This window comes from Pseudomonas sp. EA_15y_Pfl1_P101 (genome assembly GCF_963970835.1).
Taxonomy (GTDB): domain Bacteria; phylum Pseudomonadota; class Gammaproteobacteria; order Pseudomonadales; family Pseudomonadaceae; genus Aquipseudomonas; species Aquipseudomonas tritici.
In genome coordinates this window covers 56898-75194 of sequence record NZ_CAXAPA010000019.1, presented here as the reverse complement: position 1 = coordinate 75194, position 18297 = coordinate 56898, and the positions used below count along the sequence as shown (strand labels likewise).

Here is an 18297-nt window from a genome sequence, read left to right as displayed (position 1 = left end):
GGGTCAAATCGCCTCTAGTTCGCTCAAAAAGTCACGAAGATCATCAAAGTCTTCCGCGCTGCCGGCACGGAAGGTGGCAGCGGCCTGCACGTAGGCACGCAGGGTTTCGGTCTGGAACACTTCTACCAGGGGCACTTCCAGGCCCAGTTCGGCCTGGACCCGCGAGGTGATCTGAATCGCCAGCAGGGAATGGCCGCCCACCTCGAAGAAGTTGTCGTTCAGGCCCACTTGCGGCAGGCGCAGGACATCGGCCCAGATCGCGGCGATCTGTTGTTCCAGCTCGGTTTCGGGGGCCACATAGGCCTGTTGCAACAGGCTCGCATCCGGCTCGGGCAGGCCCTTGCGGTCGAGCTTGCCGTTGGGGGTCAACGGCATTTGCGCCAGGAACATGAAATGCGTCGGCACCATGTAGTCCGGCAGACGGGTTTTCAGGGCGCGGCGCAGGACGTCGCGCAACTCGGTTTCGTTGGCCAGGTTGCCGTCTGCCGGCACCACATAAGCCACCAGGTGTTTGCCGGTCGGGCCGTCCTGGGCGACCACTACGGTTTCACCGACATTGTCCTGCTCACGCAGGCGCGCTTCGATTTCGCCCAGTTCAATACGGAAGCCACGGATTTTCACCTGATGGTCGACGCGGCCGAGGTAGTCCACCACGCCATCCGGACGCCCACGGGTCAGGTCACCGCTGCGGTACACACGGCTGCCCGGCTTGCCGAATGGGTCCGGCACGAAGCGCTCAGCCGTTAACGCCGGTCGCTCCAGATAACCCCGCGCTACGCCCTCGCCGCCCAGGTACAGCTCGCCGGCCACGCCGATAGGTTGCAGGTTGAGGTGTGCGTCCAGCACATAGCCGCTGCGGTTACCCAGCAATGTACCGATCGGTGCGTAGACGGCACCGCATGGGTCATCACGGCGGGCTTTCCACAGCAACGGCGTGACCACGGTTTCCGTCGGGCCGTAGCCGTTGAACAGGTAAGTGGGTTTGAGCGCGCGCCAGGCCAGGTCGTAGCTGGCTTGGGCAACGGCATCACCCCCGAAGCAGTACACGCGCACCTTCGGTGGGTTGCCGTCACGCTCGGCATGCTCGGCCAACTGTTGCAGGTACACCGGCGGGAACACCGCCATGGTCACGTTGTGACGGTGCATTTGCTGGTAGGTGTATTCCGGCAGCCACAGGCTGTCATCGCGGATCAACACACTGGCGCCGTTGATCAGCGGGTGCATCCAGCCTTCGTGGGAGCCGTCGAAGGCGAACGACATGAAGTGCAGTTCGCAATCGGCGGGCGAGGTTTCATAACGCTCGCCGGTGGCAATGATATGGGCTACCAGTGGACCGTGGGACACCGCCACGCCCTTGGGCATGCCGGTGGAGCCGGAGGTGTAGATCACATAGGCCAGGTTGTCGCCATCCAGCTTCACTTGAGGGTCAGTGTCGCTGAACCCCGCCCACTCCTCGGTGCGATCAATCGCCAGGCTGTCAAGCCCCTCGGGAATCGGCAGTTGCTGCAAGGCGCTGGTTTGGGTCAGCAGCAACCGGGCACGGCTGTCCTGCATCATGTACAGCAGGCGGTCACGCGGGTATTCGATATCCAGTGGCACGTACACGCCACCGGCTTTCATCACCGCGAGGAACGCCACCATGATCTCGGCACTGCGCGGCATGGCAATTGCCACGCGCACTTCCGGGCCGACACCACGGGCGATCAGCGCATGGGCCAGGCGGTTGGCCTGGCGGTCCAATTCACCGTAGCTCAGGGTTTGCGTGTCGAACGTCACCGCGACTGCATCCGGGGTTTCCCGGGCGCGGTCGGCTACCAATTCGTGCACCAGCCGCTCGGCCGAGAAGCCGGCGTCAGTCTGGTTCCACAACCGAAGGATGTGTTGTTGCTCATCCTCGCCCAGCAGGTTGAGTTGGCTGATGGGTTGCTGTTGATCGGCAACCATTGCCTGCAAGAGGTTCTGCCAGTGGCCGGCCATGCGTTCAATCGTGGCAGCGGCAAACAGGTCTGTGGCGTAGCTCAGGGAGGCACGCAGCGTCGCCTGGCTTTCCTCCACATCCAGCGCCAGGTCGAATTGCGCCACGCCTTCATCCCAGCTCAGCACCTCGACATCCAGTTCGGTGAGGCGCTGCAGGTGGTTATTGGCTGACGTCACACGATGGTTGAACAGCACCTGGAACAGCGGGCTCAGGCTCATGCTGCGCTCAGGCTGCAAAGCTTCCACCAATTGCTCGAACGGCAAGTCCTGATGGGCCTGGGCCTCCAGGGAACGCTGGCGCACTTGCTGCAACAGTTGCACAACGCTCATCTGCCCATGGATATCGGCCTTGAGCACCTGGGTGTTGACGAAAAAGCCGATCAGCCCTTCGGTTTCCAGGCGATTGCGGTTGGCTATCGGCACGCCGACGCGCACGTCTTCCTGGCCGCTGTAGCGGTGCAACAACGCCTGGTAGGATGCCAGCAATACCATCGGCAAGGTGATCTCGGCGTTCTGCGCCAACTGACGCAGGCCGCTCAGAAGCTCAGGGTGCAGCTCGATGCCCAGGCGTGCGCCACGCTGGCTCTGTACCGCCGGACGCAAGTAGTCGAAAGGCAGCTCCAGCACCGGCTGTACGCCACCCAGTTGGGCCTGCCAGTACGCCAGTTGACGAGCCTTCTCACCGGCCTCCATCCAGTTGCGCTGCCACAGGGCGTAATCGACGTATTGGATCGGCAAGGCGGGCAAGTCGGGCATCCGCCCCTGGTTGAAGGTAGCGTACAAATGGACCAGTTCCTCGACCATCAATTGCATCGACCAGCCATCGGAGACGATATGGTGCTGCACCAGCACCAGTACGTGGTCATCAACAGCCAGACGCAGCAACTTGGCCCGCAGCAGTGGCCCGCGCAGCAGGTCGAATGGCTGCGCAACCACTTCTGCGACCCGCGCCTTGAGGCCATCTTCCTCGGTGTCGAGCAGGCTGATCTCAATCAGGCCCGAGTCTTCAATCACCTGCACCGCGCCGCCAGCGTCCTGGCGCACATGGGTGCGCAGACTTTCATGGCGTGCCAGCAAGGTGTCAAAACTGCATTGCAGAGCAGGCAGGTCGAGCAGCCCTTTCAAACGTAATGCGCTGGGGATGTGATACGCCGTGCTTTGCGGGTCCAGTTGCCAGAGGAACCATTGGCGCTCCTGGGCATAGGACAACGGCAGCGGTTGACTGCGGTCAGCCTTGAGCAACGCAGGAGCAACCACGCCCTCCTCGCCCAGCGCCCGAACGAAGTCCTCCAACCGCGGATGTTCGAACAGGGTCTTGAGCGCCACTTCCAGCGCCAGCACCTGGCGAACCCGCGAGACAACACGGGTGGCCAGCAGCGAATGCCCGCCGAGCTCGAAGAAGTGATCGTCAAGGCCGACCTGCGGCAGCTCCAGCACCTCGGCCCAGATCGCCGCGACTTGCTGTTCACGCAGTGTGACTGGCGCCACATGGCCTTTGCTCAAACGCGCAGCGTCCACTGCCGGCAAAGCCTTACGGTCGAGCTTGCCGTTGGGGGTCAGGGGCAGGCTGTCGAGGAACACCAGGTGCGCCGGCAGCATGTAGTCCGGCAGGCGCTCGCGCAGGGCCGCCTTGTAGGCCTCTACCGTGTCGGGTACCGAGCTGACCAGGTAAGCGATCAAGCGGTCGTTATCGGCCAGAACCACGGCTTCGCGCACGCCGGCATGCTCGCGCAGGCAGGCTTCGATTTCGCCGAGTTCAATGCGGAACCCGCGCACCTTGACCTGATGGTCGACGCGGCCAATGTATTCCACCGCGCCATCTGCACGGTAGCGGGCCAGGTCGCCAGTACGGTAGAGGCGCTCCCCTGGCGCACCATACGGGTTGGGCACAAAGCGCTCGGCCGTCAGCGCGGGGCGCTCGTGGTAACCACGGGCCAGGCCGACACCGCCGATCAGCAGTTCACCAGCAGCGCCCACCGGGCTTGGTGTCAACCCGGCAGTGAGGATAAAGAACGTGGTGTTGGCGATAGGTCGCCCGACAAAAGGCTGTGCGTCGTGCAGACGATGGGCCGCCGACCAGATGGTGGTCTCGGTGGGACCATAAAGGTTCCACAGCGGACCTTGCAGGTCGAGCATGCGCTGGGCCAGGTCCGCCGGCAGCGCTTCACCGCCGCACAGGCTCTTGATACCGTGCAGCAAACGGGCACGCGGGCTTTCCATCAGCATGCGCCAGGTCGAAGGCGTCGCTTGCAGCACGTTGGCGGACTGGCTGTGCACCAGGTCGATGATTGCTTCCGGGTCGAGGGCAAGTTCCTGGCCGCTCAGCAGTACCGTGGCACCCACCGTCAGGGGCACGTACAGTTCCAAGGCGAAGATATCGAACGAGAAGGTGGTCAGTGACAACATTCGTGCGTCAATGCCGAAGTCCAGAGTATCGGCCATGCCGCAGGTAAAGCTGCACAGCGCCCAGTGGCGTACCATCACACCCTTGGGCTTGCCGGTGGAACCGGAGGTGTAGATCACATAGGCCAGGTGTTCCGGTGTGACCTCGACCTGCGGGTTGTGCTCGGCAGCGTCGGCGGCGTCGACCATCAATACCTGCACACCGTGCCGGTGCGCAAGGTGACCGATCAAGTGTGGCTGGGTCAGCAGGACCTGTGCGCGGCTGTCTTCGAGCATGAAAGCCAGGCGATCCGTCGGGAATTGCGGATCAAGCGGCACATAGGCGCCACCTGCCTTGAGCGTCGCCAGCAGGCCGACCACCATGTCCAGAGACCGCTCGACATGCACCGCCACCAATACGTCCGGACCCACACCCGCCGCGATCAAGCGATGGGCCAGGCGGTTGGCGCGACGGTTGAGTTCATCGTAGCTCAGGGCTTGACCATTGAATTGCAGCGCCAGGGCGTGTGGTTGTGCCAGGGCCCGGGCTTCGAACAACTGATGCACACAACGCTCGCGGGGGTAGTCGACGGCGGTGTCGTTCCAGGTTTCGAGCATCTGCTGCCACTGCGGCGCACTGAGCATCATCAGCTCATCAACGGCCTGGGACGCATCGCGCACCACGGCGCACAATAGGTTTTGCCAATGTTCGGCCAGGCGCTCGACAGTTGCTGCGTCAAACAGGTCGGTGGCGTAGGTCAGAGATGCCCACAAGCCTTCGGCGGATTCTTCGGTCTCCAGGCTCAGGTCGAACTGGGTGCTGTGCCCCGACCAATCCACCGGTTGCAACGCCAGGCCAGGCAATTGCACCGGGGCTGCCCGCAAGCTGTCCTGATGGTTGAACATCACCTGAAACAACGGATTGTGACCGAGGCTGCGCTGCGGTTGCAGGGCTTCCACCAACTGTTCGAACGGCAGTTCCTGATGGGCATGAGCCTCCAGGGCACGCTGCCTGGCCTGGACGAGTAATTGATCAAACGCCATCTGCCCGTGCATGTCAGCCTGCAACACCTGGGTGTTAACGAAGAAGCCGAGCAGACGCTCGGTTTCCAAGCGATTGCGGTTGGCGATCGGTACGCCCACGCGGATCTGCGACTGGCCGCTGTAGCGATGCAGCAACACTTGGAAAGACGCCAGCAGCAGCACGAACAACGTCACACCCTGGCGCAGGGCCAAGGCCTTGAGGTCGGCCACCAGCGCATTGTCCAAATGCACTTGCCTGCGTGCGCCACGGTGGCTTTGCACCGCCGGGCGCGGGTGATCCAGCGGCAGTTCAAGCACCGGATGCTCCATCCCCAGGCGCATGCGCCAGTAATCGAGTTGACGCTGTTTTTCACCGGCGGCCATCCAGTCGCGTTGCCACTGCGCGTAGTCGGCATACTGGATCGGCAACCCAGGCAACCGGGGTTGCCCCGCATAGAGCGCCACCAACTCGTCGACCATTACTTGCATCGACCAACCATCGGAAATGATGTGGTGCTGGGTAATCACCAGCACATGGTGCTCCGGCTCAACTCGGAGCAATTTGACGCGCATCAGCGGGCCAGCGACCAGGTCAAAGGGACGCTGGATTTCCTGCGCCACCGCGTGCTCGATGGCCGAAGCGGCGACCCGTTGTTGTTCGATCGGCATCGGCAGGCTTGGGTGAATCACCTGCCAGGTGTGCTCACCGTCCTCCTCAAAGGTAGTGCGCAACGGTTCGTGGCGCTGCACCAGGGCCTGGAGCGCCTGCTCCAGTGCCGCGACGTCCAAGCGCCCACGCAGGTGCAGCGCGCTCGGCACGTGGTAGGCGGCGCTGGTCGGGTCCAGTTGCCAAAGGAACCATTGACGTTCCTGTGCGAACGACAGTGCCAGCGGCTGATCACGCGTCACCGCCACCAGCGGCAGCGCAGTTGTCGCCTGCAACTCTGCGCAAACGCCTGCGAAGGCCTCCAATGTCGGTTGTTCGAACAAGGCCCGCAGCGGTACTTCCAGTTGCAGGTCATGGCGCACCCGGGAAATGACCTGGGTCGCCAGCAACGAGTGGCCGCCATGCTCGAAGAAGTGGTCGTTGAGCCCTACCTGCTCCACCTGCAACACGGCCTGCCAGATGGCGGCCAATTGGATTTGCAGGGGATTTTGCGGCACCACGTAGGCCTGGCGTGCCTGATTCAGGTCCGGTGTCGGCAGCGCAAGACGGTCCAGCTTACCGTTGTTGTTCAACGGCAACGCATCGAGGATGACCCAATGCCCCGGCACCATGTAGTCCGGCAACGACTGGCGCAAATTGTTCGCCAATGCGGACGCTTCCAACGCTTGCCCTTTAACGGGTACCACGTAGGCCACCAATTGCGTGCCTGTCGCGCTCGACTGCGCGATGACGGCGGCTTCACGCAGCTGCGGCAAGGCTTGCAGGCTGGCTTCGATCTCGCCCATTTCAACCCGGAAACCGCGGACCTTCACTTGATGATCGATGCGTCCGACGTACTCAAGCGCACCCGCCTCGGTGTAACGGGCCAGGTCGCCGCTGCGGTAGAGACGCGCACCAGGCACGGCGGAGAACGGGTCTGGCAGGAAGCGCTCAGCAGTCAGCGCCGGGCGGTCGAAGTAGCATTGGGCCAAACCGTATTGGGCGCCGATGCACAACTCGCCCACACCCTCGGTGGCCAGCAATTCAAAACCACTGTCCAGCACATACAAGGAGCGACCTTCGATGGCCCGGCCAATCGGCACACCAAACGCATCGCTGGCGTCCGCCAACTGGCAGTCATGCACACTGGACACCACGGTCGCTTCGGTGGGCCCGTAGGTGTTGACCAGGCGCACGTCGCCCAGACCGGCCGCGTACCAGGCGCGCAGCCCTTCCACTGACATCGCCTCGCCGCCCACGTGCACTTGGCGCAGGTTGCCCAGGGGGCGCGGGTCGAGGGAGCACTCCTTGGCGAGCAAATACCAGTAGGCGGCCGGCAGGTCCGCGAGGGTTACGCCCTGCTGCACGATCTCTCGAGCCAACTGCCCAGCGTCCCACAGCTCATCACCACGCATGATCAACGCCGCGCCCACGCACAGCGGCGGGTAACATTGCTCGACAAAGCCGTCGAAGCTGAACGTGGCGAATTGCAGCACGCGGTCTGCCGCGCTCAAGCTGCTGTAGACCTCGGCGCTGTCGCAGAACTGGCCAAGGGCAGCATGGTCGATGGCCACGCCCTTGGGCAGCCCGGTGGAGCCCGAGGTGTAGATCACATACGCCAGGTCGGCGGCTGCGGCGTGGTTGGCGGGATTGGTGGACGGGTAGCGTGCCAGTTCTTCGCCGGACGCGGTGAACTCCTCGCGCACCAGCCCTTGGGGCAACGGTAGGCCGGCCAGCAGCCCGGTCTCGCTGAGCAGCAGGTCGAGCCGGCTGTCAGTCAGCATGTAGGCAAGGCGTTCGCCAGGATAGTTCGGGTCCAGCGGCACGTAGGCGGCGCCGCTCTTGAGCACCGCCAGCAGGCTGACGATCAACTGTGGACCACGTCGTGCGGCCAGGCCGACGCGCCGGCCTGGGCCAACGCCCAGTTCCAGCAGGCGATGGGCAAGACGGTTGGCGCGATCATTGAGTTGGGCGTAGCTCAGGCGTGTATCGCTCGCCTGCACTGCCAGCGCGTCGGGTGTGACGTCGGCCTGGGCAGCAATGCGTTCGTGCACGCGCAGATGACGCTGGGCCGCGCTAGGCGACTGGCTCAGGGCAAGGATGTCGCGCCGTGCAGCTGGGTCGAGCAGACGCAGGCTGCCGACGGGCGCCTGAGCATCAGCCAGCATCTGCACCAGCAGGTGACGCAGGTTGCGGCTTAATTGAGCGACCTGCCGAGCGCTGAAGCGCGCCTGGTCATAGCCGAACTCCAGGCGCAGGCAACTGCCCAGCTCAATGCCCAAAGTCAGCGGATAATGGGTCTGCTCATGGTTATGCAGACGACCGAACGTCAGACCGGCAGGCGCGCCCTGCTTCAAGACGTCCGCCACCGGGAAGTTCTCGAACACCAACAAGCTGTCGAACAGCGCCCCCTGCTGGCCCGCCCAACCCTGGATGTCATAGAGCGGCACATGTTCGTGGTCGCGCAGGCTCAGGTTGAGGGCTTGCAGCTCGCTCAGCCAGTCGGCCACCGCCTGGGTCGGCGCGGCGGCGCTGACAATGGGCAGCGTATTGATGAACAGGCCCAGTTGCTGTTCGAGCCCCGGCAACGGCGCCGAGCGGCCGGCGACGGTAGCACCGAACGCCACGCACGCCTGGCCGGTGTAGCGTTGCAGCAACAGGCTCCAGGCCCCTTGCAGCAGCGTGTTGAGGGTGACTTTCTGATGGCGGGCAAACTCGCCGAGGGCGCGGGTAAAGTCGCTGTCCAGCACCACATGATGGTCTGACATGCCCTTGCCGTCGGCCGGCACACGCAGGGCTTGCGCCAGCAAAGTCGGTGCCTGCAACGGCGCCAGACTGGCTTTCCAGAATGCCTCGCCCGACGCTTGCTGTTGCAACCAGCCCAGGTAATCGCGGAACTGCCCTTGCGGTGCCGGCACGTTATGCCCGGCGTAATGGGCGATCACTTCGCCGAGCAACTGGGCGTTACTCCAACCGTCCATGAGGATGTGGTGGCTGGTGAAGATCAGGTGCCAGGCACGGCCGGCACCGCGCACCAGCATCAAGCGAAACAACGGCGCCGCATTCAGCGCAAAACCCTTCTCGCGCTCTGCGACAGCAAGCGCGTCAACGTCGGCGGCGACGTCTTCGATCACGTGCAACTGCACATCCACCTGGCGCTGGATCACTTGATGGGCACTGTCCAGGCCAAGCCAGTGGAAGCTGCTGCGCAGGATGTCATGACGGTCCAGCGCGGCTTGCCAGGCACGGCCGAACGCCAGCAGGTCGAGGCCTTCGATATCCAGGCGCAACTGGTTGATATAAGCCTCTGCCTCGGGCTCGTACAAGGTGTGGAACAACATGCCCTGCTGCATGGGCGACAACGGGTAGACATCGGCAATGGCTGGTTCCGCGATAGGCAAGCCGTCGAGTTGCAATTGGGTCAGGCGCGCCAGCGGGAAGTCCGAGGGTGTGACCTGCCCCGTGGGCGTGGTGCAGCAGTGTTCGATCAGGGCCTGGAGTTCAGCCGCGTAATCATCCGCCAGGCGCTGAACAGTCGCCACCTCGAACATCTCACGACTAAACCCCCACCGCAGGGCCAATTCACCGCCGTACACCTGCCCTTCCACCGTCAACCAGTTGGCCAGCGGTGCCTCAGGGTCCTGGGCCTGACCGCTGCCCTGGTCAGCCGGAACGAACAGCGCCGCCTCGTTGAACTGGCGGTCGAACTGACCCAGGTAGTTGAAGGTGATGCGCGGCGCCGCCTGATTCGACAAAGCGTCACGCGCCGCGGGTGCGCCGAGGTAGCGCAGCAGGCCATAGCCGATACCTTTGTGCGGCACGGCCCGCAGTTGCTCCTTCACCGACTTGATCGCCGCCGACAACTCACCCTCGGCCTGCAGGCGCACCGGGAACAGGCTGGTGAACCAACCCACGGTGCGGCTCAGGTCGAGCGTGTCGAACAGGTCTTCACGACCATGGCCTTCCAACTGGATCAGCGCGGCAGGCTGCTCGCTCCAGCGGCTGATGACGCGTGCCAGGGCGGTCAGCAGCAGGTCGTTGACCTGGGTGCGATAGGCCGCCGGGGCGTCTTGCAGGAGTTGGCGGGTGTGTTCGGCGCTGAGGCGGATTTCGAGTGTGGTGCCCAGGCGGTTTTGCAGGCCGCCCTGAGGGTTGTCGCAGAGCAGATCGGCGCTCGCGGTCTGTGCCTGCCAGTACGGCAGTTGCTCGTCCAGTGTCTGCGCATGGGCCTGCAACTGCTGCGCCCACTGCTGGTAGGCGCTGGTCTTGGCCGGCAGCGCGGCGTTGCGATAGGCCTGCTGCAGGTCTTCGAGCAGGATGCGCCACGACACGCCGTCCACTGCCAGGTGATGCACCACCAGCAGCAGACGCTGGGTGCCGTCGGTCATCGTTGCCAGGACGGCGCGCAACAGCGGGCCCTGTCCAAGATCGAGACTGCGTTGAGCTTCATCGCACAGTGCGGCCAACTGCGCCTCGTCAGAGACCTGTGACTGCCACAGTGACGCGCTCGTAACCGGCTCGGCATGAGCTTGCCGCCAACCGTCTGCCTGCTGCACAAACCGCAGGCGCAGGGCGTCGTGGTGATTGATCAGGCGGGTCAAGGCGGCGTCAAGGCGCACGGGGTCCAGCACTTCTCGCGAGGTCAGCAGCAACGACTGGTTCCAGTGCTGGCGTGCCGGGATCGCCTGCTCGAAAAAGCTGTGTTGCACGGGTGTGAGGAGTACCTCGCCGGTGACCGGCCCCTGGTCGATGACCGGCGCCTGCTCAAAGGTGGCCACCCGCGCCAGGCTGCGCACGCTCTGGTACTGGAACAGGTCTCGCGGGCTGAGGCGAATACCCGCCTGGCGCGCACGGCTGACTACCTGGATGGAGATGATCGAATCGCCGCCCAGCTCGAAGAAGTTGTCTTCCAGGCCGATCTGCGGCGTGCCGAGCACATCACTCCAGATCGCCGCCAAGGCTTTTTGCAGCTCATTTTCCGGCGCGACATAGGCCTGCTGTGGGGTGGCGTCCGGCAATGGCAAAGCTTTGCGGTCAAGCTTGCCGTTGGCAGTCACCGGCAACTTGTCCAGGGGCACCATGTGGGTGGGCACCATGTATTCCGGCAGGCTGCTGAGCAACCAGGCCTTGAGGTCGCGCGGCGCTGCGCCTTCCAACACCAGATAGGCCACCAACTGCTTGGCGCCCTGCACCAGCACCACGGCTTCACGCACCGATGGGTGCTGCATAAGGCGCGCCTCGATTTCACCCAGCTCGATCCGCAGGCCGCGCAACTTGACCTGGTGATCGAGGCGGCCAAGGTATTCGATTACCCCGTCGGCCCGCTGGCGCACGCGGTCGCCGGTGCGGTAAAGGCGTGCGCCTTCACCGAAGGGGCTCGGCACAAAACGCTCGGCGGTGAGCGCCGGCCGTCGATGGTAACTGCGCGCCAGGCCAGTGCCGCCCAAGTACAGCTCGCCGCTGACGCCAGTGGGAACAGGGTTGAGCTGGGCGTCGAGCACATAGGTGCCGAGGTTGGCGATGGGCCGGCCGATAGGCACGCTGTCGGCGCCTTCGTCGATGCAGGTCCAGTGGGTAACGTCGATGGCCGCTTCGGTCGGGCCGTAGAGATTGAACAACCCGGCCTGGGGCAATTTGGCGAACACTTGCAACTGCGCATCCAGCGGCAAGGCTTCACCGCTGCACACGATGCGTCGCAGGCTGTTGCAGGCTTGCACCCCCGGCTCATGGATAAACGCCTGGAGCATCGATGGCACGAAGTGCAAGGTGGTGATGCGGTGCTGCGCGATGGTCTCGATCAGGCGCGCTGGCTCACGGTGTTCACCGGGCGCGGCGACGACCAGCCGCGCGCCGGTCATCAACGGCCAGAAGAACTCCCACACCGACACGTCGAAACTGAACGGGGTTTTCTGCAGCACCGCATCGCTGGCGTCCAAGCCATAGGCCTGCTGCATCCAGCACAGCCTGTTGACCAGTGCTCGATGGCTGTTGCCGGCGCCCTTGGGCTTGCCGGTGGAGCCGGAGGTGTAGATCACGTAGGCCAGGTTCAGCGCATGCAGAGCGACGCTTGGCGACTGGCGACTGTAACCGTCGAGCCAGTCGGCAGGCTGGTCCAGCGCAATCACCTGGATGCCCTCGATTGGCAGCAACGGCAACAGGTCGCGCTGACTGAGCAGCAACTGGATGCCGCTGTCCTCGATCATGTAGGCCAGGCGTTCCCGGGGGTATTCCGGGTCCAGCGGGACGTAGGCGCCGCCGGCCTTGAGAATGGCGAGCAGGCCGACCACCATTTCGATCGAGCGCTCGACGCAGATCCCCACCAGCGCATCAGGGCCTACCCCCTTCTCGTGCAAGGCGTGAGCCCATTGGTTGGCGCGGGTATCGAGCTGGGCGTAGGTCAGCGTGGTCGCACCGAACACCAGCGCGGGTGCATCGGGTGTGGCGTGCGCCTGGTCTTCGATCAGTTGATGAATGCCGCGCTCGGTCGGGTATGCCTCGGCGGTCTGGTTCCACACGTTGACCCGCACGTGCCGTTCATCCGAAGCCAGCATCGGCAACTCACCGATGCGCTGCTCACCGTCGGCCACCATGGCTTGCAACAGACTGATCCAGTGCCCGGCCATGCGTTCGATGGTCGGCGCGTCGAACAGGTCGGTGGCGTAGGTCATTGCGGCGTGCAGGGTGCCGGATTTCTCATAGGTGTCGAGGGTCAGGTCGAACTGGGTGGTGCGGCCTTGCCACTCCACCACTGCCAGCTCCAGACCCGAAGCGGTGCTGACGCTGGCAATATCGGCCACCACCGGCTGGTGGTTGTACATCACCTGGAACAGCGGCGTATGGCTCAGGCTGCGCTCGACCTTGAGGGCTTCCACCAGGCGCTCGAACGGCAACTCCTGATGGGCCTGGGCGTCCAGGGCATGCTCCTTGATGCTTTGCAGCAGCTCGGCAATACGGGTTTGCCCGGTCAGTTCGGTGCGCAGCACCTGGGTGTTGACGAAAAAGCCGATCAACCCTTCGACTTCAGTGCGGTTGCGGTTGGCAATGGGCACGCCAACGCGGATATCGCCCTGCCCGGTGTAGCGATGCAGCAGTACGTTAAAAGCGCCGAGCAACAGCATGAACAGGGTGACATTGTGTTTTTGCGCGCAAGTGCGCAGTTGTGTGGCCAACTGCGGGTCGATTGCGAAGTTATAGCGCGTGCCTTGGTAGCTCGGCATGGCCGGGCGTGGGCGGTCCGCGGGCAGTTCCAGCACAGGATGCTCATCGCCCAGGCGCGCCTGCCAGTAGTCCAGTTGGCGAGCCTGTTCGCCGGCCTCCAGCCAGCGGCGTTGCCACAGGGCGTAGTCGCTGTACTGGATCGGCAAGGCCGGCAATTGCGGGGTTTCATTACGCTCATGGGCGTCGTAGCAGCGGATGAATTCATCGATCAGCACGTTCATCGACCAGCCGTCAGAAACGATGTGGTGCAGGGTCAACAGCAATACGTGTTCCTGCGCATCGAGCTTGAGCAATTGCACGCGCAGCAACGGGCCGTTTTCCAGGTCGAACGGCAGCAGCGATTGACGGGTCGCCGCTTCGTTGACGGCCTGTTCGCGCTCGGCGGGGGCCAGGTTGCTCAGATCGAGCTGCTCGACGCTTAACGACGTTTGCGCCGCCACCTGCAACAGGCGCTCATCGGCCTGGCGCTGGAACACCGTGCGCAATGTTTCGTGGCGCGCGACCAGGCTGGCGAATGCCTGCTCCAGTGCGCCCAGGCTCAACGCACCCGTCAGACGCACCGCACCAGGCAGGTTGTAGGCGCCACCGGCAGGATCCAATTGCCACAGAAACCACATGCGCTGCTGCGCGTAGGACAGCGCCTCGCGATCCTCCACTTCCACCCCTGCCGGAATCGGAAACCGGGAAAAATCCACGCCTTCTTTCTGCAAGGCCTGCAGGAACAATTGGCGCTTTTCCAGGGGCAACCCGATAAACCGGCGAGCAAGTTTCAAGGAGTCTTCAGCATTCATTTCTTGGAGTCCGGAGCAATAGGCAGGAAGCACAAAGGCACGTCGTCCCTATAAAACGAACCGGAGAGGGAAAAATTAGCGGGGGATGGAAGGCGTGGCGCGAGGTGTCATCAGGGGTTACATCAATCTCAGGAAGACCACACAAACCCGAGCTAGCATTGACGGACACCACTTTTTGCAACTACATTTAGTTACACGCAGGGAACGCCGTGTCCAAAAATGAAAAGCTGCTGGCCAAACTGCTCAACGAGCACCTGGCATTTACCTGGCCCGAACGCGTCACGCTGCTGCGTCGGCTCGGCTACACACAGATTGAAGGGGCTGGAAGCCGCGTCAAATTCGACATCGGTGACCCCAGTGCAATGATCACCTTGCACAAGCCTCACCCTGGCAACGACTGAAACACTACATTCGGCGCCAGATCATCGAGCAATTGAAATCAGGAGAACTGATTCAGTGAACAACCAACTGAAACACAAAGGCTACATCGGCTCTATTGAAGCCAGCCTCGAAGATAACTGCCTGTTCGGCAAGATTCTGTTCATCAAGGCGTTGGTGAGCTACGAAGGCAAGACCGTCGCCGAGTTGGACGCCGCATTTCGTGAGGCGGTGGACGACTATCTCACCACCTGCCAGACCCTTGGGCATACACCGGAGAAGCCTTGCAAAGGCTCCTTTAATGTCCGGGTCGGCCATGACCTGCACTTGGCGGCGGCCCTAGCGGCGACTCGCAAGAAAGTGACGCTCAATGACCTGACACGCCAGGCACTGAATGAATTTTTGCAGCACCACAGTGCAGATGATTGCCCGGCGATTGGCTAATTACCCCAATCGCCGACACCCCAACACCGCGCAACCCAGTACCACCGCCCCCGCCACCCATGCGACCCAGAACCCGCTGGTGGCGCCAAAGTGGTCGATCATCCAACCGGAACTGGCGGCGCCGATGGCCACGCCAATGCTGAGGCCGGTGATCAGCCAGGTCATGCCTTCGGTCAGGCGACTGACGGGCACGATCTGCTCTACCAGAGCCATGGCCACGATCAGGGTCGGCGCGAAGAACAGCCCGGAAATAAAGATCGCCACCGCAAGCCCAGGAATGTTGGTCACCAGCAACAATGGCAAGGTGGTCAACGCCGTAGCCACGCCACAGAACAGGAACTGCCGGGGCAACGGCGCCTTGAGTTTAAGGGTGCCAAACGCCAGCCCTGCCAGGCACGAGCCAATGGCGTACACCGACAGCACAATGCTCGCCGCCGCCGGCTGGCCCTGATGCTGGGCAAAGGCGACGCTGACCACATCCACCACGCCAACGATCACGCCCATGGCCAGCAGCAGGATCATCAGGATCAACACGGAGGGAGAAGCGATCAGCCAACGGCCGTGATGGTCCTGATGCTCATGCACAGGGGGTTCTGTCTCGCGTTGCAACACAAAGGTCGTGACGCCCACCGCCAGTAACAGCGCCGCCACCAACGGACCTGCTTCCGGGAACAGCACCACGCTCAGGCCCACCGAAATCGGCGGGCCGACGATGAAGCACACCTCATCCAGCACCGACTCCAGGGCGAACGCGGTTTGCAGCTTGGGCTGGCCGCGGTACAACTCGGTCCACCGCGCCCGCACCATGGCCGACATGTTTGGCATGCACCCGGCCAAGGCGGCAAACAGGAACAGCATCCAGTTCGGCGCCTGCAAGCGGGTGCACAGCAGCAACAACAGCAGCGCCCCGCCGCCGATCAGCGCGGCAATCGGCAGTACTCGCCCTTGGCTATGGCGGTCCACCAGCCTCGACACCTGCGGCGCGCAAAATGCCGTGGCCAAGGCAAATACCGCCGCCACCGAGCCCGCCAGACCATATCCGCCGTGTACCTGAGAGAGCATGGTGATCAAGCCAATGCCTGTCATCGATATCGGCATGCGCGCCAGCATACCCGCCAGCACAAAAGCTCGGGCGCCAGGGACCTGGAACAACTCGGCGTAAGGGTTTGCCATCCTGCTTGACCTCTTCCTGATTGCCCTGGAACTTGCTATCTGCAAGGCTCAAGGCAAAATACATACGGTGCGTATGTGTCAAATCATGCGTAACATACGCAGCGTATGTCAATCTTTCACTTGCCCATTGTGAGTCCTACCATGAGCCGAGCCCGTGCTGAAATGATCGAAGACACCCGCGCCCGGCTGATCGCCAGCGCGCGCCAGGCCTTCGCCTTACAAGGTTATGCCAACACATCGATGGATGATTTCACCGCCCGTGCTGGCCTGACCCGCGGTGCGTTGTACCACCACTTTGGTGACAAAAAAGGGCTATTGGCTGCTGTGGTTGCCCAACTCGACAGCGAGATGGACGCCAGCTTGCAGCGCATTTCGGATGAGGCCGCAGATCCATGGAGTGGTTTTTGCGAACGCTGCCGCGCCTACTTGCGCATGGCTCAGGAGGATGAAATACAGCGCATTGTGTTGCAGGATGCGCCAGCCGTATTGGGTGATACCGGCTCTCAGCAACAGTGTGTTGAATCATTGCGCCAACGGCTGGAGACCCTGATGCAGGCCGGTCTCATCCACCAGGCCCCGAGCGCCGCGCTGGCGCAATTGATCAATGGCAGCCTGGTCAACACCGCCCTATGGATCGCCCGCGATGAACACCCCGGCGAGCGACTGGAGCAGGGCTTGCAGGGCCTGGAGTTGTTGCTGCGCGGCCTGTACCTCACACCAGCCGCTTGATCTGCTTATGCCGCCAGACCAACCGGTAATACGCGGCCTGCAATGCCAGCATTGCCAGGTAAGTCACCGGAAACGCCATCCACACCCCTTCCAGGCCGAAGTGGGCATTGAACAGGTAAGCGATCGGCAACTCGACGCAGAGCACGCAGAAGATCGAGATCGCGACCGGCATCAGCACCACGCCACTGGCGCGCATGATCCCGCCGATCACAGCCTGGAAGCCGAACACCAGGATGCTCCACAACATGATGTGCAGCAGGTGTTCGGCGTTGATCCGTGCCGCGTCGTCGGTGATGAACAGGCCGAGTAACCAGTGGGACAGCACATAACCCAGCACAATCAGGCCGCCGGTGAGGCAGGTGTTGATCAACAAGCCCGTGCGCAGGATCGGCCCGATGCGTTCCAGGCGCCCGGCGCCAATGGCCTGCGCACCGAGGATCGACGCGGTGATGGCAATCGACAGTGCCGGAAACTGCACATAGTTGACGATTTGTGTCACCGCGCCATACGCCGCCGTGGCCTGGGAGCCATGGCCGTTAACCAGGGCGAGAATGACCAATTCTGACAGCGACAGCACCACCATCTGTAAGCCGGTAGGCAGGCCTATGCGCAGGACCTTTCCTAAAATCACGCGGTCCAGGCGCAAGGCCGCGAGCAGTTCGCGATCCGGCGCCATCACATGGTTTTTATGGCGCAGGCGCAAGATCAAAAACAGCATTGCCAGGGCGTTGCCTACCAGTCCGGCATACACCGCGCTCTGGATACCCATCGGCGGCAAGCCGATCCAGCCGCGAATCAGCGCCGGGGTCAGCAGCAGGCCGACCAAGGTCGAGACCATCAGTGCCAGCAGCGGCGAAATCGTATCGCTGACGCCACGCAGCAATTGGGTGTAGAGAATGAACACCAGCAGCAACGGCATGATCAGCATCATTTTCTGGGCATATCCGACCGCATCGTCGAGCACATCAATCGGCGTGCCCAACGCCTGCAAGGCCGGGCGTGCAAACAGGCTGCCCAGCACCGCGGCGATCATTCCCACCAGCGCCCCCAGGGTCAGGGTGGCGCCGGTAATCGCCTTGACCATCCCTGTTTCCTGGGCGCCCCAGGCCTGGCCGATCAACACCGAGGCACCCGCCCCCAGGCCAATCACCAGGGCGATAAAGAAGAACACGATGGGAAACATCCCCGACACCGCTGCCAGCGCCTGCGTGCCGAGCATTTGACCGACGTAGATGCCATTGAGGGTGCCGGAAAAACTTTGCAGGAAGTTGGACAGCACCATCGGTGCCAGAAAGATCAGGTAGATCTGCCAAAGCGGACGTTGCAAAGGGCTTTGCATGAAAAACGGGGCCTCGGATGACTAAAGCGTGCGAAGGTTATACCGCAAGTGGATCCCATCTTCCTGTGCTTTCGGGTTCAATCACCTGGCAGGCAGTGCTACTCGCATTTCATCTGCAGGGGCGGGCGTGAAACGGCCCCGGCCCGAACGCAGGTATCACGTTGCGGGCCGGACACAATTATTCTTGCAGGCGCGTT

The 18297-nt window shown here is 62.9% G+C and carries 5 protein-coding genes and 1 pseudogene; 3 read left to right on the top strand and 3 right to left on the bottom strand.

Annotated elements, in window-relative coordinates; translation table 11 throughout:
• Positions 1-3: 3 nt before the first annotated feature.
• Positions 4-14037, bottom strand: coding sequence for a non-ribosomal peptide synthase/polyketide synthase (locus AACY36_RS24830; protein WP_339497684.1), 14034 nt, complete (start codon positions 14035-14037; stop codon positions 4-6).
• Between the two features lie 209 nt (positions 14038-14246).
• Between AACY36_RS24830 and AACY36_RS24825 the strand changes: the two are divergent.
• Both AACY36_RS24825 and AACY36_RS24820 read left to right on the top strand, forming a co-directional pair.
• Positions 14247-14497: pseudogene (locus AACY36_RS24825) on the top strand (type II toxin-antitoxin system HicA family toxin).
• Positions 14494-14859 (top strand): type II toxin-antitoxin system HicB family antitoxin, encoded by a 366-nt coding sequence (locus AACY36_RS24820; protein ID WP_339419827.1) that lies wholly within the window; start codon positions 14494-14496, stop codon positions 14857-14859. Before AACY36_RS24825 ends, AACY36_RS24820 begins: the two are co-directional and overlap by 4 nt.
• Here AACY36_RS24820 and AACY36_RS24815 read toward each other — a convergent pair whose 3' ends face one another.
• The gene (locus AACY36_RS24815) at positions 14860-16032 is read right to left on the bottom strand and encodes an MFS transporter (RefSeq protein WP_339419825.1); all 1173 of its coding nucleotides are present in this window, start codon (positions 16030-16032) and stop codon (positions 14860-14862) included. It abuts the gene before it with no gap.
• Positions 16033-16173: 141 nt separating this feature from the next.
• Here AACY36_RS24815 and AACY36_RS24810 point away from each other — a divergent pair, with 141 nt between their 5' ends.
• Complete coding sequence (locus tag AACY36_RS24810; protein ID WP_339419824.1) at positions 16174-16761, top strand: TetR/AcrR family transcriptional regulator; 588 nt, start codon at positions 16174-16176, stop codon at positions 16759-16761.
• Here the strand turns inward: AACY36_RS24810 and AACY36_RS24805 are convergent.
• On the bottom strand, positions 16745-18100 hold the full coding sequence (locus AACY36_RS24805; protein WP_339419823.1) for an MATE family efflux transporter: 1356 nt from the start codon (positions 18098-18100) through the stop codon (positions 16745-16747). The two genes, AACY36_RS24810 and AACY36_RS24805, sit on opposite strands and share 17 nt — an antisense overlap.
• Positions 18101-18297: the final 197 nt, after the last annotated feature.

What these genes read in the sequence shown, in the direction of transcription:
- AACY36_RS24830 (WP_339497684.1), bottom strand. Translation starts at nt 14,037, where the DNA reads ATGAATGCTGAAGACTCCTTGAAACTTGCTCGCCGGTTTATCGGGTTG.
- AACY36_RS24815 (WP_339419825.1), bottom strand. Translation starts at nt 16,032, where the DNA reads ATGGCAAACCCTTACGCCGAGTTGTTCCAGGTCCCTGGCGCCCGAGCT.
- AACY36_RS24810 (WP_339419824.1), top strand. Translation starts at nt 16,174, where the DNA reads ATGAGCCGAGCCCGTGCTGAAATGATCGAAGACACCCGCGCCCGGCTG.
- AACY36_RS24805 (WP_339419823.1), bottom strand. Translation starts at nt 18,100, where the DNA reads ATGCAAAGCCCTTTGCAACGTCCGCTTTGGCAGATCTACCTGATCTTT.